We start from the raw sequence: 24,204 nt of genomic DNA, 5'->3' as shown, positions 1-24,204 counted from the left end.
GCCCAACCCCGCGTCATCAAAAGAAAGATGCCCAAATGGCACGTCAAACGCGCCCACCACGCCACCTGGCCCCGACCCCAACACCCACCCATCTACCAGATCACAACCCACTAACTGAACGGTATTACGGTTAGGCCGGTACTGGCCGGCACGCCGGCCAGCAGCGTCTGCACCATGTAGTCGCGATCGATCAGCTGATGGGTGAAGTCGGCCGCGAGGATGCGTGGAACCAGCAAGCCCAACGGGGCCAGAAAGGGGGCCGCCGCGTACTCGTTGCGCATGGCGTCACGGGCAGCTGGGGACTGCCGTGCCGGAGTCGGGGCGATCCTCAGGACGACCGGAGCTTCCCGTTCCAGGTCCAGCCGTTCCAGGTCAAGGCGATAAGTGCTGTTGTACGTCCCCACGCCGATCTCGGTGGCAGCGGTGACCCGCACGTCGGCACCGAGGGAGCGTCGGCACAGCGCCCGGATCTCCGCCGCCGTCACCGGCTGCTGGAAGGAGTCCGCGGCTCTCTCGGTCGAATGCAGGTCCACGCCGCCCATCCAAGCAGTCAGCCGTACATCAGCGAGCCGGGCGTCGTGAGCACCTCGCCCGTTTCGAGCCAGGTCTTCAATCCCGACAGGATCATGGGCCAGCCGCCGTAGAGCTGGTTGTTGGCGCCCTCGCGGAGCTGGTCATGGGTGACGGTGAGACGGCACGAGTCCGCTGCGATCGGTTCGATCTCCCAGGTGATCCGCGACGTTCCCTCGCTCTTCACGTCCTCGCCCCATAGCGCGACCATGGTCTGCACCAGCCGCCGCGGCGGGTCTACCTCGAGGTTCTCGCCTTCTCCCAGCAGTCCGGGAGCCTTGGGATTGCTCACCTCCAGGCGTGAGCCGGGCGTCCAGTCCGAGGTCACCCGATTGCCGAACTGGAACTTGCCGCGAATCTCGCTGTCGGTGATTGCCTGCCAGAGTCGTTCCGGCGTGGTGCGGATGTAGATCTCGAAGATCTTCTCCATGTCGGCTCTCCAAGTCGGTTCAGTCAGCGCTGCGCGCCGGACGGAAGGGGGATGCCGCCAAAGATAGGTGACCGATCGGTCACATGTCAATGGTCGAGGAGCGGGCGGGAACCACGCTTACGCGCAACCGCGGTCAGCTCGCCGCCAGAACCCGTTCGAGCGTGGCGTAGCCTGCTGGTTCCCACGTCGGTTTGCCTCCGGGCAGACCAAGCCTGCCGTTCTGCCCGATTGCGATCAGGTTCAGGGCGCGCAGCACAGCCCAGCCGCGGGCCCGGGTGATCGTGGCTCCGTCGGCCCGCTCATAGGCGTCGAAGAACCGACCGGCGGCACCGGCGGGCAACAGGATCCAGGCGGCTGAAAGATCAGTCGCGGGATTGCCTGCGCACAGCTCGCCGAAGTCGATCACCCCAGCGAGCATCCCGTCCCGGACGACCACGTTCGCTGGATGCAAGTCACCATGCAGCCAGACTGGCGCGCCCTGCCAGGCGGGTGCTGCGACAGCGTTGTCCCACACCTGCCGCGCGGCCTCAGCGTCCGCGTAGTCGGCAATCAGCTCGAACCAGCCGTCGACCCCCGCTGCAATCCGGCCAGCGGGATGCCGCGCGAAGGGTTGGCCGGGGCCTCAGCCGGTGCCTGGTGGTGCAGCGCTTGCAGGAACCCCGCGAGGATATCGGCCGACTCGATGCACGTGATCGGCGCACGATCGGCCGGCTCACCCTCGACCCAGCGCGCGATCGTCCAGGTGTGCTCGAACAGGCTCGAAGGCTTGCCAGCGCGCACCGGGGTGGGCGTTGGCAGCGGCAGGCGCTCGGCCAACGTCGGCAGCCAGGTCCGCTCAATGTCCAGCAGAGCCGGAGCGCGCTCGGTGCGCGGCAAGCGGACGGCCAGTTCCTCCCCGAGGCGCCACAGCTGGTTATCCCAACCGCCGTCGACGTTGCGCAGTTCGAGGTCCGCAAGATCCGGATGCTGATCGCGCAGCAGTGCGCGCACCAGGCCTTGCTCGAACTTCACCTCGTCCATGGATAATCCTCTGGTTCCTGGCATGCATCCGAAAGGCCGGACGCCGCGAACGGATCCATTTCGTGGCGGAGCCGCCCATCGGTGGGTGCAGGCAGCAGCGTAGACCGCTGGGCCTGGTAGCCGAGCGAGCTGTGCCGTCGGCGGTGGCTGTAGCAGCGGACGCCAACTCAGATCGGCGGCAGTTCCGCAGAAGCGGGAATAAGACCCATGCGCAACCGTAACTGCGGCTATAGTTCCCGACATGGCGAGCTTCACCATCCGCGAGGCAGCAGAGTTGCTCGGGGTCAGCGACGACACCGTCCGTCGCTGGTGCGACACCGGGCGCTTGGCCACCACCACCGCGGCGACCGGCCGCCGGCGCTCCATCGACGGCGCGGAGCTGGCCCGGTTCGCCGAGGAACTGGCCGCCGCCGCGGAGCGCCCGCCGCTGCCGGCGGTCGTCAGCGAGTCGGCGCGCAACCGGTTCACCGGATTGGTCACCCGGGTGGTTCGGGACACTGTCATGGCGCAGGTCGAGATCCAGGCCGGACAGCACCGCGTGGTGTCGCTGATGAGCCGGGAGGCCGCGGACGAACTACGGCTGGAGCCCGGCTCGCTCGCGATCGCGTCCGTCAAGGCGACCAACGTTGTCATCGAGGTTCCCGAACAGCCCTGACCAGCAGCCGATACCTGAACCGTCACAACACTCGAGGAGCACGCCATGCGCGGACTGCGCGCGATCACCGCAAGCCTTGGCCTCTGCCTGCTGGCCGGCTGCGGCTCGGGCGGCGCCGGTAGTCAGCACGCCAGCGCAGCAGGCGGTAGTGCACAGGCCGGGGCCAACACGGTCACCGTCTTCGCCGCGGCCTCGCTGCAGGAAACGTTCAGCACGCTGGCCGCACGGTACGAGGCCGCACATCCGAACACCACTGTGAAGCTCAACTTCGGCGCAAGCTCGGCGCTGGCACTGCAGATCAATGCCGGTGCGCCGGCCGACGTGTTCGCGTCCGCCTCGGTCAAGAACATGACGCAGGTGACGAGCGGCGGCTCTGCCACCAACCCGGTGACCTTTGCCCGCAACGACATGGAGATTGCGGTTCCACCAAGCAATCCCGCTCGCATCACCGCCGTGCGTGATCTGGTGAAGCCGGGAGTGAAGGTGACGCTGTGCCAGGCTCAGGTGCCGTGCGGTGCGACGGCCGTGGCGGTGTTCTCGCACGCGGGAGTGAGCGTCAAACCGGTGACCCTCGAGGCGGACGTCAAGTCGACGCTCACCAAGGTCGAGCTCAATGAGGTCGACGCCGGAGTGGTGTACCGCACCGACGTGCGTGCCGCTGGGGCCAAGGTCAAGGGGATCGAGATCCCCGCTTCACTCAATGCCTCCACCGATTACCCGATCGCGGCGCTGACCAAGGCGAAGAACCCGGACGGGGCGAAGTCGTTTCTGGCCTTTGTGCAGTCAGCGCAGGGCAAAAGTGTGCTGGAGGCGGCCGGGTTTCAACAGCCGTGACCAGGTCTACCCGCGCCCGGGGCGGTCCAGCGCCGGTGCTCCTGGCCGTGCCGGCTGCGCTTGGGTTGGCCTTTATGCTGCTGCCGCTGCTGGCCGTGCTCGTCCGCGCGCCGTGGCGGGGCCTGGGCCGGTTGCTGTCCGACAGTCAGGTGCTGACCGCGCTTCGATTGTCGCTGGAATGTGCCACGGCCGCGACTGCGGTGTCATTGCTGCTCGGGGTTCCGCTGGCGTGGGTGCTGGCCAGAGCCAACTTCCGGGGTGTCACTGTGCTCCGCGCGCTGGTGATGCTGCCGCTCGTGCTGCCGCCCGTCGTCGGTGGCCTGGCGCTGCTGCTTGCCTTTGGGCGCAATGGGATTCTCGGCCGGTACCTCGACGCCTGGTTCGGCCTGACGCTGCCCTTCACCACCGCCGGGGTGGTGCTGGCCGAGACCTTCGTCGCGATGCCGTTTCTGGTGATCACCATGGAAGGCGCCTTCCGCTCGGCCGACCTGGGGCTGGAAGAGGCCGCGGCGACGCTGGGCGCCTCGAGGCTGGCGGTGCTGCGCACGGTCACGTTGCCGCTGGTCACACCGTCGCTGCTGGCCGGGCTGGTGCTCTGCTGGGCCCGCGCGCTCGGTGAGTTCGGGGCGACGATCACCTTTGCCGGCAACTATCCCGGCACCACCCAGACCATGCCGCTGGCCGTGTACAACGCGCTCGAAACCGATCCGCAGGCGGCCATCGCGCTGAGTCTGGTGCTGCTCGCGGTCGCCGTCGCGGTGCTGGTCGGTCTGCGCAATCGTTGGCTTCCGACGGGCGGCGGGCTGTGACCGGGCTGCCGCAGGTAACGGGGCTGGAGGTCGACGCGGTGGTGCGGCGTGGCGGATTTCACCTCGACGTGCGGTTCGCGGTGGCTCCGGGTGAGGTTCTCGGCGTGCTGGGGCCGAACGGCGCCGGCAAGAGCACGCTGCTGCGCGCCCTGGCGGGGTTGACGGAACTGTCCGAGGGACGTCTCACGCTGGGCGGCGCCGCCCTGGACGACGTGGCGGCCGGTGTGTTCGTGTCGCCGGAACGCCGCCCGGTCGGCCTGCTGTTTCAGAACTACCGGCTGTTTCCGCACCTGTCCGTGCGGGACAACGTCGCCTTCGGCCCGCGCCGGCAAGGGGCTGGTCGCGCTGCTGCGCGCGGCACCGCAGCGGAGTGGCTCACCCGGCTGGGGCTTGCGGAACTGGCCGAGCGCAAGCCCGCGCAGTTGTCCGGCGGCCAGGCCCAACGTGCCGCCCTGGCTCGGGCGCTTGCCACCGAGCCGTCACTGCTGCTGCTGGACGAGCCGCTGGCCGCGCTGGACGCCGAAACTCGCTGGTCGGTACGGGCAGAGCTGCGCCGGCACCTCACCGACTTCGGCGGGCCGACGCTGTTCGTGACGCACGATCCCCTCGAGGCCATGGTGATGTGCTCACGGCTCCTCGTGCTCGAAGAGGGCCGCATCGTGCAGCAGGGCAGTCCCGGCGAGGTAGCGCGCCGCCCGGCGACCCGGTACGTCGCCAAGCTGGTCGGCCTGAATCTGTACGCCGGAGCCGCGTCGGGCGGAAGCGGAGCGGTCACGGTCAGCTTGGACGGTGGCGGAACGCTCGTTTCCGCTTCGGAGACCCCGGTAGCTGGCAGGGTGCTGGTGGCGCTGGCTCCCACTGCGATCGCCCTGCATATCACCGAACCGCGCGATTCCAGTTACCGCAACGTCTGGCGGGGCGTCGTTGAAGGGATGGAGCTGCTCACCGACCGGGTCCGGGTCTCTGTGGCAGGGCATCCCGACGCTCTGGTGGACATCACCGCGGCGGCGGTCGCAGAACTTTCCCTGGCCGAGGGAACATCAGTGTGGCTGACGGCGAAAGCCACCGAACTCGACGTCTATCCCTACCCCGATCATACCCGCCAGGACGTCGGCTCCTCGGTGGGGGTCAACCGGTAGTACACCGTGCGGTGCTTCTGCAACCGGTGCAGGCGCGGCACCAGGACGCCATGGATCACCGGGAACCTGCGCGCCAGCTCAGCGCTGGCCGTTCGCTCGTCCGCACCGGTGAGCAGGGTGGCTACGGCGGGCTGGTCCGAGCCCTGTGGCCGGCCGCGGCGGCTGCAGGGCGCCACCCGGACATCGGGGTAGTTGCGGATGCGCAGCGCCTTGCCCGCAGTGGACCAGGTGCGGAAGTAGCCGTTGCCGGCCTCGTCGATCGCGACATTGACCGGGGTGTCCACCGTCCGGCCGTCTTTGCGCCGAGTGGTGAGCAGCACCGTGTCAGCCCGCCGCAGGTGCTCGAAGTTCTCCATTCCGATCACGCTAGCGGCTGGGCTGACCAACCCGCCCCGACATTCCAGTTAGCCGACGCTGACGAGTTCGCCGCCGGCGGCCTGAATGTCGGCCCTGGCCTGCGCGCCGGACTCCTCGGTGACCGGCACGGTCAGGTCGGTGAGCAGCCGCACCCGCAGCCCGGCCCTCAGAGCGTCCAGGGCGGTGGCCCGCACGCAGTGCGACTCGGCGATGCCGCAGACGTCCACCGCGTCGATGCCCGCGGCTCCCAGCACCTCGGCCAGCGACCGGCCCTCGGCGTCCGTCCCGTCGAAGGCGGAGTACGCCGCCTGGTGCAGGCCCTTCTTGATGGTCACGTCGGCACCGGCCGGAGCCAAGGCCGCACTCACGTCCCGGTGCAGTTCGGCGTTGGGCTTACCCACCAGGCCGTGCGGCGGCCAGGTGTCGACGAAGTCGGGATGGTCGGAGAAGTGCGATCCGGGGTCGACGTGCCAGTCCTGGCTCGTCTCCGTCAGGGCGTAGTCGCCACGGCCGGCCCGGACGTAGTCCGCGATCCGGCCCGCGACCGCATTGCCACCGGCGACGGCAAGCTCACCGCCCTCGCAGAAGGTCGGCTGCACATCGACGATCAGCAACGCGCGGGACCGTGGCATCGGAGTTCCTCTCGTCCGGTGTGGGGTGACACTGCTCGACCCTAATCCGTGGGCACAGCCGCATCGAGCGGGTGACTGGTGGAAATCAGCAGAACACGTCACCGACGTCGAACCTGGCAGGATGGTGACGTGCATATTGCCGTCGGCCTTGTCGTGTTGGTCGCCGTGGCAACCGCTCTCGCCGCGGGCGCTCGCAGGTTCGGTGTGTCCGAACCGCTGGTGCTCACGCTGGCCGGGATCGCAGGCTCCTATCTCTGGTTCGTATCGGACGTGGCGTTGAGCCCGGACCTGGTGCTGCTGGGTTTGCTGCCGCCGTTGCTCTATACGACCGCTATCCGGACGTCCCTGGTGGACTTCAGGGTCAACCGGCGATCGATCAGCCTGCTGTCCGTCGGGCTGGTGCTGTTCAGCAGCTTCGGCGTCGCCGCGGTGGCCTGGCTCCTGCTGCCGATCCCGTTCGCGGTGGCGTTGGCGCTCGGCGCGGTGGTGGCTCCGCCTGACGCGGTGGCGGCCACCGCGGTAGCCCGGCGGGTGGGCATGCCGCGGCGGATCGTCACGATTCTCGAAGGGGAATCGCTGTTCAACGACGCCACCGCCCTGGTGGTCCTGCGTACGGCCATCGCCGCCGCGGCAGGCTCGATCAGCCTGTTGCACGCGGCTGGTGATTTCCTGCTGGCCGCGGGTGGCGGCGTGGCGGTAGGCATCGTGGTTGCGGTGGTACTCGGCTTTCTCCGGCGCAAGATCACCGACCCGGTGCTCGATACCACCCTGTCGTTTCTGGCGCCCTTCATCGCCTACCTACCCGCCGAAGCGATCCATGCTTCCGGCGTGATCGCGGTGGTGGTGGCCGGCTTGATATTGGGCCACCGCGCGCCTACCTGGCAGAGTGCGGCGTCCCGGATTTCTGAACGCGTGAACTGGCGGACGATCGAGTTCCTGCTGGAGAACTCGGTGTTCCTGCTGATCGGCCTGCAGGTCCGGGTCATCATCGAGAATGCTTGGCGGGCGGATCTCAACCACTGGCAGCTCATCGGCTCCTGCGTGGCTATCTTCGCGGCGGTCGTGCTGCTGCGCCCGATCTGGGTGTTCCCCGCGATCTACCTGCCACGGATACTGAGCCGCCGGATTCGGGTGGCCGACCCGTCCCCACCGTGGGAGTACCCGGCCGTCATCTCGTGGGCAGGCATGCGAGGCGTCGTGACACTGGCCGCGGTATTCCTCATCCCGGCTGACACTCCCTACCGCGACGTGCTGATCCTGGCGGCTCTGACGGTGGTAGGCGGCACGCTGTTGTTCCAGGGGACGACACTGCCGTGGCTGGTGCGCTGGCTGGACCTTCGGGGTCCCAGCCGCGCCGAGGACGCCCTGCAAGAGGCGGGGCTGATGCAGCGGGTCGCCAATGCCGGGTTGGTGGTGCTGGACGAGAACTCCGACGAGCACACTCCGGTCGAGGTCGTGGACAGCCTGCGCCAGCGGGTCGGCCAGCAGGTCAATGCGGTATGGGAGCGACTCGGCCCGGACGAGTCCTCGCTGTTGACCCCGAGCGAGCACTACCGCAGGTTGCGCCTGAGCATGCTGCAGGCCGAGCGCCAGGAGTTGCTGAAGGTCCGCGACTCCGGAGTGCTGGACCACGAGGTGCTGCAGTCGGTGATGCGGGTGCTGGACCTCGAGGAGTCGCTGATCGACCGCTTCGACGAGGGCGAGGACGAGCCTGGCCGCGACGAACCGCTGCGAGCCCGGATCGGTGCCGAATGCGAGCACCTGGATCACGCGCCTCGCACCGCCCGTCCCGACACTCCCGGCCGCTGCCAGCAGTGCGTGGACGAGGGCCTCAGCTGGGTGCACCTGCGAATGTGTCTGGGCTGCGGCCACGTGGCCTGCTGTGACTCATCGGAGGGCCAGCACGCGGACAAGCACTTCGTGGAGACCGAGCACCCGGTGATGCGCAGCGTCGAACCGGGAGAGGCCTGGCGCTGGTGCTACGTGGACTCACTGCTGGGCTGACTCGGTAGCGCGACCCGACAAAGTCGATGGCGAGCCTGCAGAACAAAAAACGAGCCTGCAGAACAAAAAAATGACCCGCCTGCATGTGCAGGCGGGCCATTCTCAGTCTTCCCTAGTCGTCCCAGGGACCGTAATCGTCAATGTCTTTGTCCATGACGCGTTCCTTCCACCATCGGTTCGGCGTCTTGTCCTACGGCACACTCGCCGTACGGCAGAACCGAACCGGTTCTCATACCTGCTTGGGTTTTAGCCTTACAGACCAGGCGCTCGTTTCGCTGCCTGACAGCCTCTAGGCGGACTGCTGACACAGACTATACACGACGCGGACGTATACCGCTCGATAATGGGCCGGCTATCCGACCGACCCAGCGCGTCAGCGGCTGCCGGCCCGTCCCCGTGGCCGCGCACCCGCGGAGAACGCCGCCGCGCCGGAGACCCGGGAGGCGGCCGGAGCGGCTGACGAGGAGCCCTCGCCGGAGCCGAAGCCCGGGCTGCTGGTCGAGTACGTGGTCGGTGTGCGCTTGCCTGCTCCCGCGCCGCCCCGGCCCTTGCCGGGCGCTCCGGCACCCGCGCCGCGTGAGCGATTGCCACCACCGGCAGCGCCGCGGCTCGCCGGTGCGTTATCCGCCGAGCGTCCCGCGCCGGATCTGCCACCAGCGGAGCGCGAGCCGTTGGAGCCGCCATCGGAACGGCCACCGCGACCGCGACCCCCGCTCGGGGCCTGCTCGGCCGCCCGTGGCGGCGGGGCCACGAAGGAGCGCTCGCCCGGTGCCAGCTCGGCGAGCAGCGGATGCCCAGGACCGAGCTTGGTGGTGGTCGGCTTGATGGCGGCCTTGCGGGTCAGGTCGCGGACATCGGCAACCTGGTCGGCGGTCATCAGGGTGATCACGGTGCCGCCGGCACCGGCCCGGGCCGTCCGGCCGGAGCGGTGCAGGTACGCCTTGTGCTCTACCGGCGGATCGGCGTGCACGACGAGGTTGACGTCGTCGACGTGAATGCCGCGGGCGGCGATGTCGGTCGCGACCAGCGTGCGGGTGCTGCCGTCGGAGAACGACTCGAGGTTGCGCGTACGGGCATTCTGGCTGAGGTTGCCGTGTAGTTCCACCGCCGGAACGCCCGAGGCGATCAGCTGCTTGGTGAGCTTCTTGGCGCCGTGCTTGGTACGGGTGAACACCAACGTCCGCCCCGGAGCCGACGTGAGCTCGACCAGGATGGGCAGCCGGTCGTCAGCGGCGACCTGCAGCACGTGGTGCGCCATCTTCGCCACCGGCGACTGCGCCGAATCGACGCTGTGGGTGATCGGGTTGGTCAGGTAGCGCTTGACCAGGACGTCCACGCCGGCGTCCAGGGTGGCCGAGAACAGCATCCGCTGCCCGTTGGCCGGCGTGCGGTCCAGCAGTCGGCGTACCGCAGGCAGGAAACCGAGGTCAGCCATGTGATCCGCCTCGTCCAGCACGGTGATCTCGACCTGGCTCAGGTCGGCGTGGCCGCTGGAGAGCAGGTCCTCGAGCCGGCCGGGACAGGCGACGAGGACATCGACACCGGCTTTTAGCCCGGTGATCTGCGGGTTCGCCCCGACGCCGCCGAAGACGGTGAGGGTGCGCAGCGACAGGCCCCTGGCCAGCGGGGCGATGGAGGCCTCGATCTGGCTGGCCAGCTCGCGGGTGGGAGCGAGGATCAGTGCACGCGGGCTCTTGGGCCGACGAGGTGAGGCGCTGGCGGCAAGCCGGGCGAGCACCGGGAGCACGAACGCGTAGGTCTTGCCGGAGCCGGTGCGGCCCCGTCCCAGTACGTCGCGGCCGGCCAGGGAATCCGGCAGGGTCGCGGTCTGGATCGGAAAGGGAGCGGTGATGCCGTTCTCGGCAAGCGCCGTGGTCAGGCTCGCGGGAACGCCGAGGTCAGTGAAACTGCGCTGGTCGGGCGTTGCCTGGGTTGAGCTGGGATTGATGGACTGGGGGCGGTCAGCCGCCATACAAGTAACTCCATAGCTAGAAGGTCGTCCTGCCCGGCGCAGACCAGCGGTCGCGGCGCGTGATAGTCGACGCTGGTCCGATCAGCTGGATCAGCCCAATCGGCCAGTTGCAACCGGTGGCAGAACGAGAGCCGGTCGCAGAGGCCACCTTACCTGGCTGGCCACTCCGGACAGCGCTGAACGGGCTGTGTTTGTTCCGATAGGCCTAAACCAGCCGTTAGGGTGAGACGCCGACTACAGCAACGAGGGGGCAGGTAGGTGTTCAGACGCATCGCGGTTGTCAACCGGGGAGAAGCCGCCATGCGGCTGATCCACGCCGTACGTGAGCTCAACGCGGCCGGGCAGCCCCGGATCGAGACCGTCGCGCTGTACACCGAGGCCGAGAGTGCGGCGAAATTCGTCCGCGAGGCCGACCTGGCGTACCCGCTGGGGCCGGCGGCCGAGCGGCCGTACCTCGATCACAAGGTCCTCGAACGTGCCATCCGCGAGACCGGGTCCGACGCGGTATGGGTCGGCTGGGGCTTCGTCGCCGAGGACCCTGCCTTCGCCGAGCTGTGCGAGCGGATCGGTGTCACCTTCATCGGGCCCTCTCCCGCCGCGATGCGCTCGCTGGGCGACAAGATCGGTTCCAAGCTGCTGGCCGAGCAGGTCGGCGTTCCGGTGGCGCCGTGGAGCGGTGGCCCAGTCGAGGACCTGCCGGCCGCGCTGTCCCATGCCGCCAAGCTGGGGTACCCGCTGATGCTGAAGGCGACCGCCGGCGGTGGTGGCCGGGGCATCCGGATCGTCCGCTCGGACGAGGACCTGACCGCGGTCTTCGACCAGACGAGCGACGAGGCCGCGCGTGCCTTCGGCAGCGGCGTGATGTTCCTGGAGTCCCTGGTCACCGGTGCCCGGCACGTCGAGGTTCAGGTGATCGCCGACGGGCAGGGGACCGCGTGGGCCATCGGCGTACGTGACTGCTCCGTCCAGCGCCGCAACCAGAAGGTGATCGAGGAGTCGTCCTCGGTCGTGCTGGCACCCGAGCAGGAGGCCGAGGTCAAGACGGCGGCGGAGCGGCTGGCGCTGGCGGTCGGCTACCGCGGCGCAGGCACGGTGGAGTTCCTGTACCAGCCGGTCGACAAGATCTTCGCCTTCCTCGAGGTCAATACCCGGTTGCAGGTGGAGCACCCGATCACCGAGCTGACCACCGCCACCGATCTGGTGAAGGCCCAGCTGCGGGTGGCGGCCGGCGGCTCCCTCGACGGTGACCGGCCCGTCGAGGTCGGCCACGCGGTCGAGGCCCGGCTCAACGCCGAGGATCCCGACCGGGACTTCGCGCCGTCGCCGGGCCGGATCGCGCTGCTCGACCTGCCTGCCGGTCCCGGGGTCCGGGTGGACACCGGTTTCGCCAGCGGCGACCTGATTCCGGCCGACTTCGACTCCATGATCGCCAAGATCATCGCCTTCGGCCCCACCCGGGACGAGGCACTGGCCCGGCTGCGCAGAGCGCTCGCGGAGACGACCGTCATCATCGAGGGCGGCGCCACCAACAAGAGCTTCCTGCTCGACCTGCTGGACCAGCCCGAGGTCATCGACGGCAGCGCCGACACCGGCTGGATCGACCGGGTGCGGGGTGAGGGGCGGCTGGTGTCCTCGCTGCACGCCGGCATCGCCCTGGTGGTCGCCGCCATCGAGGCGTACCAGGTGCAGGAGCAGGGCGAGCGGCTGAACTTCTTCGCGACCGCTCACGGCGGCCGGCCACAGGCTCGGCACCAGACCGAGCGGGCGATCGACCTCAAGCTGCGCGGCAACTCCCACCGGGTGGCCGTGCACCAGCTGGGACCGGACCGGTTCCGGGTCGGCATCGACGACGCACCGCCGGTCGATGCCCGGCTGGATCGGCTGGACAGCTACTCCGGCCGGCTCGAGATCGGCGACCAGCGGTTCCGGATCGTCAGCGCCACCCACGGCGCCGTGAACTTGATCGAGGTCGATGCCACCACCCACCGGGTCACCCGCGACGAGGGCGGCGTGCTCCGCTCACCGGCACCCGCGCTGGTCGTCGCGGTGCCGGTCGCCGTCGGGAGCGAGGTGGCCGCGGGCGCCCCCGTGCTGGTGCTCGAGAGCATGAAGATGGAGACGATCATCGCCGCGCCGTTCCCGGCGCGGGTACGCGAGCTACTGGTGTCCTCCGGAACCCAGGTCGAGTCGGGGATGCCGCTGGTCCGGCTGGAGCCGCTGGGCGATGTCGAGCAGACCGCCGCCGCCGGACCGGCCACCGACCTGGAACTGCCTGAGCGGCGCACCGAATCCGTGGCCGTCCAGGCCGCCGCCTGCCTGCGGGACCTACGCGGCCTGCTGCTCGGTTTCGACCTGAGCGACGAGGACGCTCAGAGCACCCTGGCGCAGTACCAGCGACTGCGGACGGCCGCGGAATCCGAGGGACACGCGCCGATCGAGGCAGAGATGGCACTGTTCGGGGCGTTCGCCGACCTGTGCGAGCTCGGCCGTAACCGCCCCGGCCGCGGCGATCTCGGTGACGAGCGGGTGCACAGCCCGCGCGAGTTGTTCCACGCCTACCTGCACAGCCTCGATCTCGAACGCGAGCAGCTGCCCCAGGCGTTCCGGGAGCGGCTGTCACGGGCGCTGGCGCACTACGGCGTTCCCGAGCTGGACCGCACGCCGGCCCTGGAAGATGCCGTGTACCGGATCTTCCTGGCACAGGCCGGCGTGCAGAGCCACCTGCACCTGGTCACCTCACTGCTGCAGCGGTGGCTGTCCGATGAGGCCGCGCCGCAGGCGATCGCCGACGAGGTCCGCGATGTCCTCGAACGGCTGGTGGCCGCCACCCAGCTCCGCTATCCGGTGGTCGGCGAGCTGGCCCGCAGCGTGCGGTTCCGCTGGTTCGACAAGCCCCTGGTGGATGCCGCGCGCGCCACCGTCCTGGCGGGCGTCCGGGACGAGGTCAGCTACCTGGCGGCCAATCCGGACGCCGCGGACTACACCGTCCGGCTGGACGCGCTCGCCGCGATTCCGGAGCGGATCGTCCGGTTCCTCGCCGAGCGGCTGGAAGCCGGCATCGGCGAGCACGAGCCGATGCTCGAGGTGCTCGCCAAGCGGCACTACCGCGAGTACGAACTGCACGATCTGCGGCGGCTCACGGCGGCCGAGCGGCCGTTCGTGGTGTGTGACTACACCTTGGACTTCCGGCCCAGCCACCTGGTGACCACCGTGGGTCAGCTCTCGGAGCTGTCGGTGAACTCCCGGCTGGTCGCCGCGATCGAGGCACAACTGGACGCCGCGCCGACCGGGCACGAGTGCGTCATCGACCTCTACCTACTGTGGCCGGAGCTGCCGGACTCCCCGGCCGAAGCCTCGGAGCAGCTGCGCCAGCGCCTCATCGACGTCGGTTTCGCGCGCCGAGCACGCCGGGTGGCGCTGGCGGTGTACCCGGGCGGTGGCCGTCCGGTCTCGTACTTCACGTTCCGGCCGAGCCCCGAGAGCCTCGTCGAGGACGACCTGGTCCGCGGCGTGCACCCGATGGTCGGCCGCCGGTTGAACCTGTGGCGGCTGCGCGACTTCACGATCACCCGGTTGGACGCGCCCGAGGACGTGCTGCTGTACCTGTGCGTGGCGCCGCACAACGAGGCCGACCGGCGGCTGGTCGCCCTCGCCCAGGTGCGCGAGTTCGCGGTCATCCGGGACGCGGCCGGGCAGCCCACGTCGCTGCCGCATGCCGAGCGCGCGGTCGCGGCCTGTGGCGAGGCGATCCGCCGTGCCCGGGCCACGCTGGGCGGCGCCCGGCTCGACATGAATTACGTGCTGCTGCACATCTGGCCCGTGATCGACGCTCCGCTGGATCAGCTCACCGCGCTGCAATCGGGGGTCGCGCCCCTGACCGTCGGCGCCGGCATCGAAGAGGTGGTGGCGGAGGGACGGATCGCCACGTCGGACGGAAAGGTGCGCAGCGTCGCCGCGAAGTTCTTCTACAGCCCCGGGTCGGGTGTCGTGTCGTCCATCAGCGGCGCCTTGACCGAGCGCCTGCAACCGCTGGACGACTACGCCCAGAAGGTGCTGCGGGCACGCCGTCGCGGGACCGTCTACCCCTATGAACTCGTGGGAATGCTGTCCGGAAGCCGCGGCAGCTTCACCGAGTACGACTTCGACGCCGATGGTGCGCTGGTGCAGGTGGACCGCGCGCCGGGCGGCAACCGGGCAGGCATCGTGGTCGGTGTCGCCAGCACCCCGACCGATCGGCATCCCGAGGGCATCACCCGGGTGGTGCTGCTCGGCGACCCGACCCGGGCGCTGGGAGCGGTGTCCGAGCCGGAGTGCTCGCGCATCGTCGCGGCGATCGATCTGGCGGAGCGACTGTCCGTACCGGTCGAGTGGTTCGCGCTGTCCGCCGGTGCCCGGATCTCGATGGATTCCGGAACCGAGAACATGGACTGGGTGGCGCGGGCGTTGCGCCGCATCGTCACGTTCACCCAGGCCGGTGGCGAGATCAACGTCGTGGTGGCCGGCATCAACGTCGGCGCGCAGCCGTACTGGAACGCCGAAGCCACCATGCTCATGCACACCAAGGGCATTCTCGTGATGACGCCGGACAGCGCTATGGTGCTCACCGGCAAGCAGTCCCTGGACTTCTCCGGCGGCGTGTCGGCGGAGGACAACTTCGGCATCGGCGGTTACGACCGCGTGATGGGCCCGAACGGGCAGGCGCAGTACTGGGTGCCGAACCTGTCCGCCGCGTGCGATCTGCTGATCTCGCATTACACGAATACCTATATTGCACCGGGTGAAATGGTGCCGCGCAAGGGTAAGAGCACCGACCCGGTGGACCGCGATGTGAGCGGGTACCCGCACGAACTCGCCGACAGCGACTTCCACACCGTCGGTGACATCTTCTCGTCGGTGGCCAACCCGGACCGCAAGAAGCCCTTCGACATCCGGACGCTGATGCGGGCGGTCGCCGACCAGGACCTCGGCGTGCTCGAGCGGTGGGCGGGGATGGCCGACGCCGACACCTCGGTCGTGTTCGACGTCCACCTCGGGGGCCGTCCGGTGTGCCTGATCGGCATAGAGTCGCGCTCCATTCCGCGGCGAGGGTTCCCGCCGAGCGATGGCCCCGACATCTGGACGGCAGGGACGCTGTTCCCGCGCTCGTCGAAGAAGACGGCGCGGGCCATCAATTCCGCCAGCGGGAACCGGCCGGTGGTGGTGCTGGCGAACCTGTCCGGCTTCGACGGCTCACCGGACTCGATGCGCAACCTGCAGCTCGAGTACGGCGCGGAGATCGGCCGGGCGATCGTCAACTTCGACGGCCCGATCGTGTTCTGTGTGGTGTCGCGCTATCACGGTGGCGCGTTCGTGGTGTTCTCCAAGGCGCTGAACAGCTCCATGACGGTGCTGGCCGTCGAGGGTTCGTACGCGTCGGTGATCGGTGGTGCTCCGGCAGCCGCCGTGGTGTTCACCGGTGACGTCGAGGCACGGACGAACCGCGACCCGCGGCTGCGCGCGTTGCAGGAGCGGATGGCCGACGCGACCACGGGCGAGCGCGCGAGCCTGGCGACCGAACTGGCCGAGGTCCGCACCACGGTGCGGGTCGAGAAGCTGGCTGAGGTCGCGGCGGAGTTCGATGCCGTGCACAGCATCCAGCGCGCCGTCGAGGTCGGTTCGGTCGATGCCGTGATCGGAGCGCACGAACTGAGGCCCCGGCTGATCGAGGCACTCGACAGGAACTGACCCAGGCGCTCTAGCCCTGAGCTGACCGGCACCGCGATGGTCTCGCCGGTGCGGCTTGCTTCCAGTTCGCGCCTGCTGCCGCCCTCAGGCGTGGTGTGCCCCGGATGCCTGGCAGTACGGGCACCAGAACAGGTTGCGTCCCACGAGCAGCTGGGTCCGGATCTCGGTGCCGCACACCCGGCAGGGCAGACCGGCGCGGCGGTAGACGTAGCCCGCCTCGTCCCGGCTCAGCGCCCCCCGCTTGCGTGGGCGGTCCTCCGGTCGCAGCGTCTCGATCCGGCCCACCCGGACGCCGGCGCGCATGAGGTCGACCAGGTCCAGCCACATCTCCAGCCAGGTGTCCAGGCCGAGCTCGTTGCCGGGCAGGAACGGGTCCAGCCGGTGCCGGTAGAGCAGCTCGGCACGGTAGACGTTGCCGATGCCAGCGATGACCTGCTGGTCCATGAGCAGCGCGGCGACGCTGGTGCGGCTCCGGCTGATCCGTTGGTAGGCCCGGGTCGGGTCGGCGTCCCGGCGCAGCGGGTCAGGTCCGAGGCGGCCGAACAGGGTCGCGATCTCAGCCGGTTCGATCAGCTCGCAGGCGGTGGCGCCGCGCAGGTCCGCCCAGTGGCTGTCGGCCCGCAGCCGGAGCCGGAGGGCACCGATGGGCGGTGGCGGCTCGCCGGTGCCGGTGGTGAACTTGCCGTACAGGCCGAGGTGGATGTGCAGGGCGACGGAGCCCTCGTAGTAGTGCAGCAGGTGCTTGCCGTTGGCCTCGGTGCGCTGCAGGACGCGGCCGTCGATCAGAGCGGCGCCCTCGGCGAAGCGTCCCTGCGGGCTGCTGGCTCGGACGACCTGCCGGCCGAAGAGCTTCTGCTGCTCGCGGGCGAGTCGGTGCAGCGTATGGCCCTCAGGCACGGGGGCTCGTTCGTGTCATGTCTTGGAATGTAGTGGGGGGCCGACGGGGGTGCGTGCGGGTGAGGGTAGCTGCCTGGCTCAGCGCCGTGGCGCATCGGGTAAGCTCGCTACGCCTGCGCGGCACGTGCGCGAAGGTGGACGGCCAGGTAGCTCAGTTGGTACGAGCGACCGCCTGAAAAGCGGTAGGTCGGCAGTTCGATCCTGCCCCTGGCCACCCAGTTTCTTCCCAGGGTGTCTGGGGTTTCAGCCTTTGGTCCCCGCAGGTGATCGGACGGACGGAAGAGCCTCCTTCAACTTCCTGAGAATGTCAAGGTTCGACGACATCTGCGTACTGTAGCCGTATGATGACACCGTCGGTAAAGTAGCCGTACGTTGTCATTCAGGGCGGGAGCTACGTGCTGTGCGAGCGCGAACTGCGGAGGACGTGGGCAATCTGGTCCGGGAACGGCGAATGGCGCTGGGACTCACCCAGCAGCAACTGGCCGACCGTGCCCGCGTCAGCCGGCCGTGGCTGGTCACGGTCGAAGGTGGTCATCTGCGCGCCGAACTCGGCAAGCTCCTGGCGCTGTTCGCCGAGCTCGGCTTGGATCTCGAGCTGTCCGCGCCATCGGCCGAGGACGGTGAATCGGTCGACCCGACGCTGGATCTAGAGAAGCTCCTTGACCGTCACGACGCTGCCAACCGCAATATCGCCAAGGGGCGGCCTGAGTCGTGACGGGACCGAAGCAGCTCCTGATCCACATGGGCGGCCGGCTGATGGGAAAGCTGCGCCAGGACCCGCATGGGCGGCTGTCGTTCAGCTACGACCAGCAGTGGCGGGTAGCCCGCAGTGCGACGCCGCTGTCACTGTCGATGCCGCTGACCCGCGTTGAGCACCCGCACGCCGTGGTCGACCCGTTCGTCCGTGGCTTGCTACCCGACAGCGACCGTGTCTTGCAACGGTGGGGGCGGCAATTCGGGGTATCGCCGAACAGCCCGTTCGCGTTGCTGACGCATGTCGGTGAGGACGTTGCCGGCGCCGCGCAGTTCATCCGCCCCGACCGCGTCGAACAGGCAGACGCCGACGGTGGCATCGAGCCGGTCGACGACGCCTACATCGCCCGACGGCTACGGGCGCTGGGTTCGGACCGATCGGCATGGGATGACTTCGCCGCACCAGGACAGTTCAGCCTCGCGGGCGCGCAAGCGAAATTCGCGCTCTACCGCTCCTCTGACGGTCAGTGGGGTTTGCCGACCGGGCGGACGGCAACAACGCACATCCTCAAGCCGCCGCTGGAACATCTGGCCGACCAGGAGATCAACGAGCACCTGTGTCTTCGGGCGGCGTCGAAACTGGGGCTGCGGTCGGCACTCTCGCAGGTGATGACTTTCGACGGCGAGCCGGCCATCGTGCTGACCCGCTACGACCGGGTCATCCGGCCGGACGGGTCGGTGACCCGCGTCCACCAGGAAGATTTCTGCCAGGCTCTGGCAGTCCATCCCGACCGCAAGTACGAACGTCAGGACGGCGGTCCGGGCGCGGTGGCCATCGTGGACCTGCTGCGCCGGGTGCAGCCACCATCGGTTGCGGCAGCGTCGATCGAAACGTTCAGCAAGGCGCTCGCATACAACTGGGTCATCTACGGCCCCGACGCACACGCGAAGAACTACGCCCTTCTGCTGTCCGGACCGCAGGTCGCGTTGGCGCCCCTGTACGACATCTCCTCGACCGCTCCCTACCCTGACCGGTTCGATCCGCGGCACATGGCCATGGCGATGGGCATCGGTGGCAAGTATGAGAACGCACTCGTGACCAGCGACGACTGGCGCGGGATGGCCGTCAAGTTCGGCGTCGCGCCCGATGACCTGCTCACGTGGGTGTACGACATCGTCGCCAACGCCCCCGATGCGTTGGCTGATGCGGTCCGTGAGGAAGGGGAGTGGCTGGCCGGCGTGCCTGTCGCCAGAGACCTCGTCGCCGGAGTTGGGCAGAGTTCTCAAGCACTGCTGAAATGGTTCCGAAGATGACCACAGCCATCGTCATGAGCATCAGCCGCGCTGAAGAGTGCGGCAGGTGATTTCGGGAAACCAGAAAACACACCGGCCGATTTCGCCGCCGCATATGGGGTCCGGCCAGTCGGGTGAGCGCGCGGCCGCCTCAGGCGCCGTTCGATGAACCCCACGCCTGGCGTACCCCGGCCAGCACCTCGTGGAACTCGGGAAAGGTTTTTCGCACGCAATCCGGATCATCAAGCGTGATGCCGGGCGTTCGCAGCCCGGTGATGCTGAAACTCATGGCTATCCGGTGGTCGTGGAAGCACTCCATCAGCGCAGGCTCGGGCGTACCGGGCTGCACCTCGATCCAATCCGGGCCGGTGCTCACCTGGATGCCCAACCGGCGCAGGTTGACCGCGCAGGCCTCCAGCCGATCGCATTCCTTGACCCTGGTGTTGGCCACGTCGCTGATCCGCACCGGCCCGTCGGCGAACGGTGCGATCGCGGCCAGGGTGGGCATGGTGTCCGAGACATCCCGCATGTTGACGTCGATGCCGTGCAGTTGTCCCGTTCCGGTCACGGTGATGTGCCGTTCGCCGAAGTCGACCTCGGCGCCCATCTGCTGCAGAATGCGGGCAAACTCGACGTCACCCTGCAGGGACCCCGAGCCCAGTCCGGACACGGTGATCGAGTTGCCGGTCAGGGCCGCCGCGGCGAAGAAGTAGCTACTGGTCGAGGCATCCGGCTCGACCTCGTACCGCTGTGCGGAGTACGGCTGGGCCGGCACGGCAAACGTGGTGCCGTCGGTTTCGACCCGCACTCCGAAGCTCGCCATCATCCGTACGGTCATCTCGATGTAGGGAGCCGACACGAGCCGGGGCACGTGGATGGTGAGGCCGTCGCGCATCAGCGGCGCGGACATCAGCAGGCCGGTCAGGAATTGGGACGAGACCTCGGCGTCCACCTCGATGCTGCCGCCCGTCAGGCCACTGGTGTCGATGGTAAACGGCAGGTGGTCCTCGGCGCCCTCGAAGCTGACCTTGGCTCCCAGCTTGCGCAGCGCGTCCGTGACCGGTTGGATCGGCCGCCGCCGCAACTGCTCGGATGCGTCGAACCGGAACCGGCCGGACCCGCACCCGGCCAGCGTGGGCAGGAACCTGGCTGCGGTGCCGGCATCTCGGCAGTACACCGACGCCTGTCCGGACGGACCCGCTGCGGACCCGGTCACCGTCCACGACGATTCCGACAGCTGCACCGGATAACCGAGAGACGTCAGTCCGGCCGCGAACGCCTCGGTGTCATCGGATCGCAGCGGATGCAGCAGCTCCGAAGTGCCTGCGGCGGTTGCGCTGAGGAACAGCGCGCGAGCGGTGACGGATTTGGAGCCAGGAATTCGGACCTCAACCACGATGCTGGTCACCCGTGCGCGCCTGGACCATGGTGTGGTCAGCTCCCCTCCGTCGGTACCCGTCGAGCATGAAGGTTAGCGGGCCGGCGATCACGCCGGCGCCGGCAGCCGCCACCTACAACGTCGCCTGGTCCGGTGCCACGCTGCGTGTGTACGGTGCATTGCGATTCAGGAGATTCGCTGCGCGATGGCCTCAATGGTGTTAATTTGCACTCAAGCTACCGAAGGGCTTGGGACATGGACCGCTCGGGTATCGCTGGCAACTTCCCCATTCGGCTACGCCGACTGGTGTCGGTCGGGGCCCTGGTGCTCGCCGTGGGCGCATCGGTGACCGGCTGCGGAACTTCCAGCCCGTCGAAAGCCTCCCACGCCGCCGCGATGGCGCCGGTGCCGGCTGTCAGTCTTGCGTCGGCCAGCACGTCCGCGGCAGCGGAGTCCAGCGCGTCCGCGGCAGCGGCGGAATCCAGCGCGTCCGCGGCCAAGGCGGCGCAAGCGTCGGCGTCGAAGGTGCAGGCGGCAGTGTCCCAGGCAGCGGCGCGAAAGGCGGCGGCCGTACGAAAGGCAGCTGCGGCGCGAAAGGCGGCGGCCGTACGAAAGGCAGCTGCGGCGGCGAAGGCGGCGGCCGTACGACAGGCAGCTGCCGCGGCGTCCCTGGTAGCGGCCCAGAAAGCTGCCGCCGATCAGGCAGCCGCCCAAGCCGCTGCCGACCGAGCAGCAGCGGCTCAGCGATCAACCGAGGCCTCACGGGCGGCCGCCAGTCCGACCCCGACACCAACCCCGGCCGCCGCGTCGGACTGCACTCCCGGCTACAGCCCCTGCATCGCGCCCGGACCAGACGTCGACTGTGCGGGTGGATCCGGCAACGGCCCGCGCTACGTCGAGGGACCGGTCACCGTTACCGGGCCCGACATCTATGACCTGGACCGCGATGGAAACGGCGTCGGCTGCCAGTAACGGCCGACAGCCGCTGACGGATCCCATATGTAGCCATAGCATTTGCGGCGTGGCCACAACGCTCAGCCGGTACCGGTGAACCCCACGTGCGCGCTCGGCGTGCCATGCTGACTGCGTGTCGGACAGCGAGGACATCAGCATCCCCTTCCGCCTCCTGGCAGCGGCTGGCTCTCGGGCCGGCGCCGCACCGGTCAGCGCGAGCACGCTGCCGCACCCTTTCTGGATTGCTCACCGCGGCATGGCCAGCGTCTGCCCCGAGAACACCCTGGAGGCCTACCGGGCCACGGTCGCCGTCGGTGTGGATGTCGTCGAACCGGACTGCTGGCTGACCCGGGACGGCGGGCTGGTGTGCATGCACGACGACACCGTCGACCGCACCACGGACGGTTCGGGCCGCACCCACGACCTCACCTTGGCCGGTGCCGGCGTGTTGCGCGTCGACGCCGGGGAGTGGTTCGCCGAGGCATGGCCCAACACCCTGAGGGTGCCGACGTTTCCCGAGGTACTGGAGGAACTCGGGGTGCGGGCAGTGCTGTGCCCGGAGGCCAAGAACACCGGCGGTGGTTCGGCGATCATCGAGCACCTGACCCGCTATGGCGTACTCGATACGGTGATCGTCCAGTCGTTCATGCGTGCCGAACTGGACCCGGTGATTGCCGCCGGCACCGACGCGATGATGCTGACCGCCACCGAGCACTATGACCCGGACAGCCTGCGGAAGTCCGGCATCCGCTACCTCGCGCTGTCCGCGGCGCTGCCGCCAAGCCTCGTCGCACCGGGCGTCGCCGCCGGTCTGAACGTGGTGGTGTGGGTGGTCGACCGCCGGGTGGATGCGGCGCCGTGGCTGGCGGCGGGTGTGGCCGGTCTGTTCTCCAACGATCCGCTGTATGTCTCCGGACGCTCGCCCGTCCTGCGCTCGGATCCGTTCGCGCAACGCACCTATTACTACGGCCACCTGGCCAGCTCGATCGCCGGTGACCGCGGCATCTTCGGTGCCCCTGGTGACTGGGGCTATTCGACCATTGCGGATGACTACCGCGGCGCCCTGCAAGGCTGGGGCTGCCCCATCGACAGTGCCGACCGGTACAGCCTCACGCTCTCACTGCGCATCGACGATACGGCGACGCCGGACGGGTACGGCAGCGTGTTCCTCGGCGCCGCCGACGACCGATCGTTCGATGACGCAGGCCGTTACCACCCCGGCCTCAACGGCTACCACGTTCTGCTGCGCCGATCGGGGGTGCTGGAAATCCACCGCGTCGACCAGGGCATCGCGACGCCCGTGGCATCAGCGCAGACAGCGCTGGTCGAGCCGGGCGGTACCGTCAGGCTCGGCATCGACGTCACACCGGCGCGGCTCGCGGTCACCAGAACCGACCGAGCCCCCGCCGATTCCGATTCCGTGACCATTGACGATTCCCGTTACCGCGGCGGCTACTTCCATCTCGGCCGCCGGGCCGCGGCCGTCCACTTCTCCGATGTCTCTGTTTCGCAGCCGGTGATCACTGGCACAGCGCACCCAGAAAGCCCTACCCCGTGAGAGGACGTCATGCCCACACCTGACGGCACCGGTCCGCACGCCGCCAGCACCGGCCAGGAGCTCATCTCCATCGAGCGTGCCCGCCAGTTGCGGGCCATTCCGGTGCAGCGCGACGACGACACCCACCGGGCCGGCACGCTCGCACAACTGGCGGCCGGCTATGAGGAACACGGCACGGAGCGGCAGCCGCCGGCCGACTGGCCCGGGGGCGTGACGTGGCAACCACAACCGAACGACATCGCCGCGCTCGTCCGGGCCGGTGCCCTCTACCAGGCAGAGATCGACCGACTGCAACACCGGCTGCGCCACGTCATCGCCCGCATCGACGAGGCTCGCGGCTAGCTGGTCAGCGGCCCGGTAACCGGTGCGCCCGCAGGGCAACGGCGTCACGGGTGCGTTGCAGCGCCCGGCGGGTGGCTGGCACATCACGCTGGGCCACCGCTTCGAACAGGCAGTCCACCACGGTCAGCGCCGCTATCCGGCTGCCGATTGCCCCGGACCGCATGGTGGTTTCTCGAACGGCGGTCGTCAGCGTCAGGTCGGCGACCTGGGCCAGTTCGGAATTGGGGAAGTTCGTCACGGCCACGGTGGTCGCGTGCTGGGACCGCGCCTCCTGCAGGGCGTTTACTGTTTCAGCGGTGGTACCACTGTGCGAGATGCCGATGGCCACATCACCGCGCGTGAGCAGCGCGGCCGAGGCCAGGGCCAGATGCTGATCCGACCACATCTGCGTGAACCGGCCGATCCGCTGCAGCTTCATCTGCAGGTCCATGCCGACGATGGTGCTTGCTCCCACGCCGTAGACATCCAGCCGGGGAGCGGTCACCACCGCATCGACCACTGCTGCCAGTGCTGACAGGTCGAGCTGCGAGACGGTGTCACGTACCGCGCTGGTGTCCAGGTTCGCGACCTTGGCGACGACGGTGGCAAGGTCGTCGTGGGCAGAGATATCGGTGCCCGGGACGGTGTCCACGGAGCTTGCATGCTCGGCAGCCCCGGCCGCCGCCAGCGCCAGCCGCAGGGCCGGATAGCCCCCGAAACCAAGGCGTTGCGCGAACCGCACCACGGTCGCCTGGGACGTGTCAGCGGCCTGGGCGAGCTCGGTCACGGTGCGGGCCGCGCTTTCGGTGGGCTCGTCCAGGGCCAATTGCGCGACGCGGTGCTCGGACGGTGTGAGCTCCGGAACGATCGCGCGGATCCGGATGAGGACATCGGACCGGTTGTCTGACGATCGGTCAGCACCTCCGGCGTTGCTTCCCACGGTTCGTCCTCGTCGTCGGGCCAG

Annotated in this window: 18 protein-coding genes, 1 tRNA gene and 2 pseudogenes; 12 read left to right on the top strand and 9 right to left on the bottom strand. The window is 68.9% G+C overall.

Translation table 11 applies throughout. The features are described 5' to 3' along the window. Positions 1–110 precede the first annotated feature (110 nt). From RM423_RS16635 to RM423_RS25715, 3 genes and pseudogenes are all read right to left on the bottom strand, one after another. The gene (locus tag RM423_RS16635; protein ID WP_311424166.1) at positions 111–533 is read right to left on the bottom strand and encodes a phosphotransferase family protein; all 423 of its coding nucleotides are present in this window, start codon (positions 531–533) and stop codon (positions 111–113) included. A gap of 17 nt (positions 534–550) precedes the next feature. After that, a pseudogene (locus tag RM423_RS16630) lies at positions 551–1,000 on the bottom strand (SRPBCC family protein); the annotation flags it as partial. A 133-nt stretch (positions 1,001–1,133) separates the two neighbouring features. After that, positions 1,134–2,020: pseudogene (locus RM423_RS25715) on the bottom strand (aminoglycoside phosphotransferase family protein). A gap of 241 nt (positions 2,021–2,261) precedes the next feature. Here RM423_RS25715 and RM423_RS16615 point away from each other — a divergent pair. The 4 genes from RM423_RS16615 to RM423_RS16600 are packed head-to-tail and all read left to right on the top strand — an operon-like array spanning position 2,262 to position 5,457. After that, positions 2,262–2,675, top strand: coding sequence for a TOBE domain-containing protein (locus RM423_RS16615; protein WP_311424163.1), 414 nt, complete (start codon positions 2,262–2,264; stop codon positions 2,673–2,675). A 45-nt stretch (positions 2,676–2,720) separates the two neighbouring features. Further along, positions 2,721–3,509 (top strand): molybdate ABC transporter substrate-binding protein, encoded by a 789-nt coding sequence (modA, locus tag RM423_RS16610; RefSeq protein WP_311424162.1) that lies wholly within the window; start codon positions 2,721–2,723, stop codon positions 3,507–3,509. After that, the gene (gene modB / locus RM423_RS16605) at positions 3,506–4,318 is read left to right on the top strand and encodes a molybdate ABC transporter permease subunit (protein WP_396327752.1); all 813 of its coding nucleotides are present in this window, start codon (positions 3,506–3,508) and stop codon (positions 4,316–4,318) included. Before modA ends, modB begins: the two co-directional genes overlap by 4 nt. Beyond that, positions 4,315–5,457 (top strand): ABC transporter ATP-binding protein, encoded by a 1,143-nt coding sequence (locus RM423_RS16600; protein ID WP_311424160.1) that lies wholly within the window; start codon positions 4,315–4,317, stop codon positions 5,455–5,457. The genes modB and RM423_RS16600 overlap by 4 nt, the downstream gene beginning before the upstream one ends. Here RM423_RS16600 and RM423_RS16595 read toward each other — a convergent pair. Beyond that, the gene (locus RM423_RS16595; protein ID WP_311424159.1) at positions 5,412–5,813 is read right to left on the bottom strand and encodes a PPOX class F420-dependent oxidoreductase; all 402 of its coding nucleotides are present in this window, start codon (positions 5,811–5,813) and stop codon (positions 5,412–5,414) included. The two genes, RM423_RS16600 and RM423_RS16595, sit on opposite strands and share 46 nt — an antisense overlap. A 48-nt stretch (positions 5,814–5,861) precedes the next feature. Beyond that, positions 5,862–6,446 carry an isochorismatase family protein gene (locus RM423_RS16590; protein ID WP_311424158.1) on the bottom strand — a complete coding sequence of 195 codons (585 nt, stop codon included), beginning with the start codon at positions 6,444–6,446 and terminating at the stop codon, positions 5,862–5,864. 129 nt (positions 6,447–6,575) lie between these two features. Here RM423_RS16590 and RM423_RS16585 point away from each other — a divergent pair, with 129 nt between their 5' ends. Then, positions 6,576–8,450, top strand: a complete 1,875-nt coding sequence (locus RM423_RS16585) for a Na+/H+ antiporter (RefSeq protein WP_311424157.1) — start codon at positions 6,576–6,578, stop codon at positions 8,448–8,450. 373 nt (positions 8,451–8,823) lie between these two features. Here the strand turns inward: RM423_RS16585 and RM423_RS16580 are convergent, their stop codons facing one another. Next, the gene (locus tag RM423_RS16580) at positions 8,824–10,422 is read right to left on the bottom strand and encodes a DEAD/DEAH box helicase (protein ID WP_311424156.1); all 1,599 of its coding nucleotides are present in this window, start codon (positions 10,420–10,422) and stop codon (positions 8,824–8,826) included. Positions 10,423–10,680: 258 nt separating this feature from the next. On the opposite strand from RM423_RS16580, the gene RM423_RS16575 reads away from it, so the two are divergent. Further along, positions 10,681–16,146 carry an ATP-binding protein gene (locus tag RM423_RS16575; protein ID WP_311424155.1) on the top strand — a complete coding sequence of 1,822 codons (5,466 nt, stop codon included), beginning with the start codon at positions 10,681–10,683 and terminating at the stop codon, positions 16,144–16,146. 84 nt (positions 16,147–16,230) lie between these two features. On the opposite strand, the gene RM423_RS16570 is transcribed toward RM423_RS16575, so the two are convergent. After that, entirely contained in the window at positions 16,231–17,043 is an 813-nt protein-coding gene (locus RM423_RS16570) for an Fpg/Nei family DNA glycosylase (protein ID WP_311424154.1), read from the bottom strand. 140 nt (positions 17,044–17,183) lie between these two features. Between RM423_RS16570 and RM423_RS16565 the strand changes: the two genes are divergently transcribed. The 3 genes from RM423_RS16565 to RM423_RS16555 all read left to right on the top strand — a co-directional run bounded on the left by RM423_RS16565 (position 17,184) and on the right by RM423_RS16555 (position 19,050). After that, a tRNA-Phe gene (locus RM423_RS16565) sits at positions 17,184–17,257 on the top strand. A 186-nt stretch (positions 17,258–17,443) separates the two neighbouring features. Then, positions 17,444–17,758, top strand: a complete 315-nt coding sequence (locus tag RM423_RS16560) for a helix-turn-helix domain-containing protein (protein WP_311424153.1) — start codon at positions 17,444–17,446, stop codon at positions 17,756–17,758. Then, a complete protein-coding gene (locus RM423_RS16555) occupies positions 17,755–19,050 on the top strand; it encodes a type II toxin-antitoxin system HipA family toxin (RefSeq protein ID WP_311424152.1) in 1,296 nt (431 codons plus the stop codon). Before RM423_RS16560 ends, RM423_RS16555 begins: the two co-directional genes overlap by 4 nt. Before the next feature lie 130 nt (positions 19,051–19,180). Here RM423_RS16555 and aroA read toward each other — a convergent pair whose 3' ends face one another. Continuing rightward, the gene (aroA, locus tag RM423_RS16550) at positions 19,181–20,437 is read right to left on the bottom strand and encodes a 3-phosphoshikimate 1-carboxyvinyltransferase (RefSeq protein ID WP_311424151.1); all 1,257 of its coding nucleotides are present in this window, start codon (positions 20,435–20,437) and stop codon (positions 19,181–19,183) included. A 225-nt stretch (positions 20,438–20,662) separates the two neighbouring features. Between aroA and RM423_RS16545 the strand changes: the two genes are divergently transcribed. From RM423_RS16545 to RM423_RS16535, 3 genes are all read left to right on the top strand, one after another. Further along, positions 20,663–21,379: a hypothetical protein gene (locus RM423_RS16545; RefSeq protein WP_311424150.1), complete on the top strand. Its 717-nt coding sequence runs from the start codon at positions 20,663–20,665 to the stop codon at positions 21,377–21,379. A gap of 115 nt (positions 21,380–21,494) precedes the next feature. Then, a complete protein-coding gene (locus tag RM423_RS16540) occupies positions 21,495–22,919 on the top strand; it encodes a glycerophosphodiester phosphodiesterase (protein WP_311424149.1) in 1,425 nt (474 codons plus the stop codon). Between the two features lie 9 nt (positions 22,920–22,928). Next, positions 22,929–23,261: a hypothetical protein gene (locus RM423_RS16535; RefSeq protein WP_311424148.1), complete on the top strand. Its 333-nt coding sequence runs from the start codon at positions 22,929–22,931 to the stop codon at positions 23,259–23,261. Between the two features lie 4 nt (positions 23,262–23,265). Here RM423_RS16535 and RM423_RS16530 read toward each other — a convergent pair whose 3' ends face one another. Next, the gene (locus RM423_RS16530) at positions 23,266–24,180 is read right to left on the bottom strand and encodes a MurR/RpiR family transcriptional regulator (protein WP_311424147.1); all 915 of its coding nucleotides are present in this window, start codon (positions 24,178–24,180) and stop codon (positions 23,266–23,268) included. Positions 24,181–24,204 lie beyond the last annotated feature (24 nt).

Source organism: Jatrophihabitans lederbergiae, from assembly GCF_031845305.1.
Classification (GTDB): Bacteria; Actinomycetota; Actinomycetes; order Mycobacteriales; family Jatrophihabitantaceae; genus Jatrophihabitans_A; species Jatrophihabitans_A lederbergiae.
This window is presented reverse-complemented; position numbering and strand designations above follow the sequence as displayed.

Bases quoted from the DNA above. Each gene is read 5' to 3' on its own strand.
- RM423_RS16615 (WP_311424163.1), top strand. From the start codon at position 2,262: ATGGCGAGCTTCACCATCCGCGAGGCAGCAGAGTTGCTCGGGGTCAGC.
- modA (WP_311424162.1), top strand. From the start codon at position 2,721: ATGCGCGGACTGCGCGCGATCACCGCAAGCCTTGGCCTCTGCCTGCTG.
- RM423_RS16595 (WP_311424159.1), bottom strand. From the start codon at position 5,813: ATGGAGAACTTCGAGCACCTGCGGCGGGCTGACACGGTGCTGCTCACC.
- RM423_RS16590 (WP_311424158.1), bottom strand. From the start codon at position 6,446: ATGCCACGGTCCCGCGCGTTGCTGATCGTCGATGTGCAGCCGACCTTC.
- RM423_RS16580 (WP_311424156.1), bottom strand. From the start codon at position 10,422: ATGGCGGCTGACCGCCCCCAGTCCATCAATCCCAGCTCAACCCAGGCA.
- RM423_RS16545 (WP_311424150.1), top strand. From the start codon at position 20,663: ATGGACCGCTCGGGTATCGCTGGCAACTTCCCCATTCGGCTACGCCGA.
- RM423_RS16535 (WP_311424148.1), top strand. From the start codon at position 22,929: ATGCCCACACCTGACGGCACCGGTCCGCACGCCGCCAGCACCGGCCAG.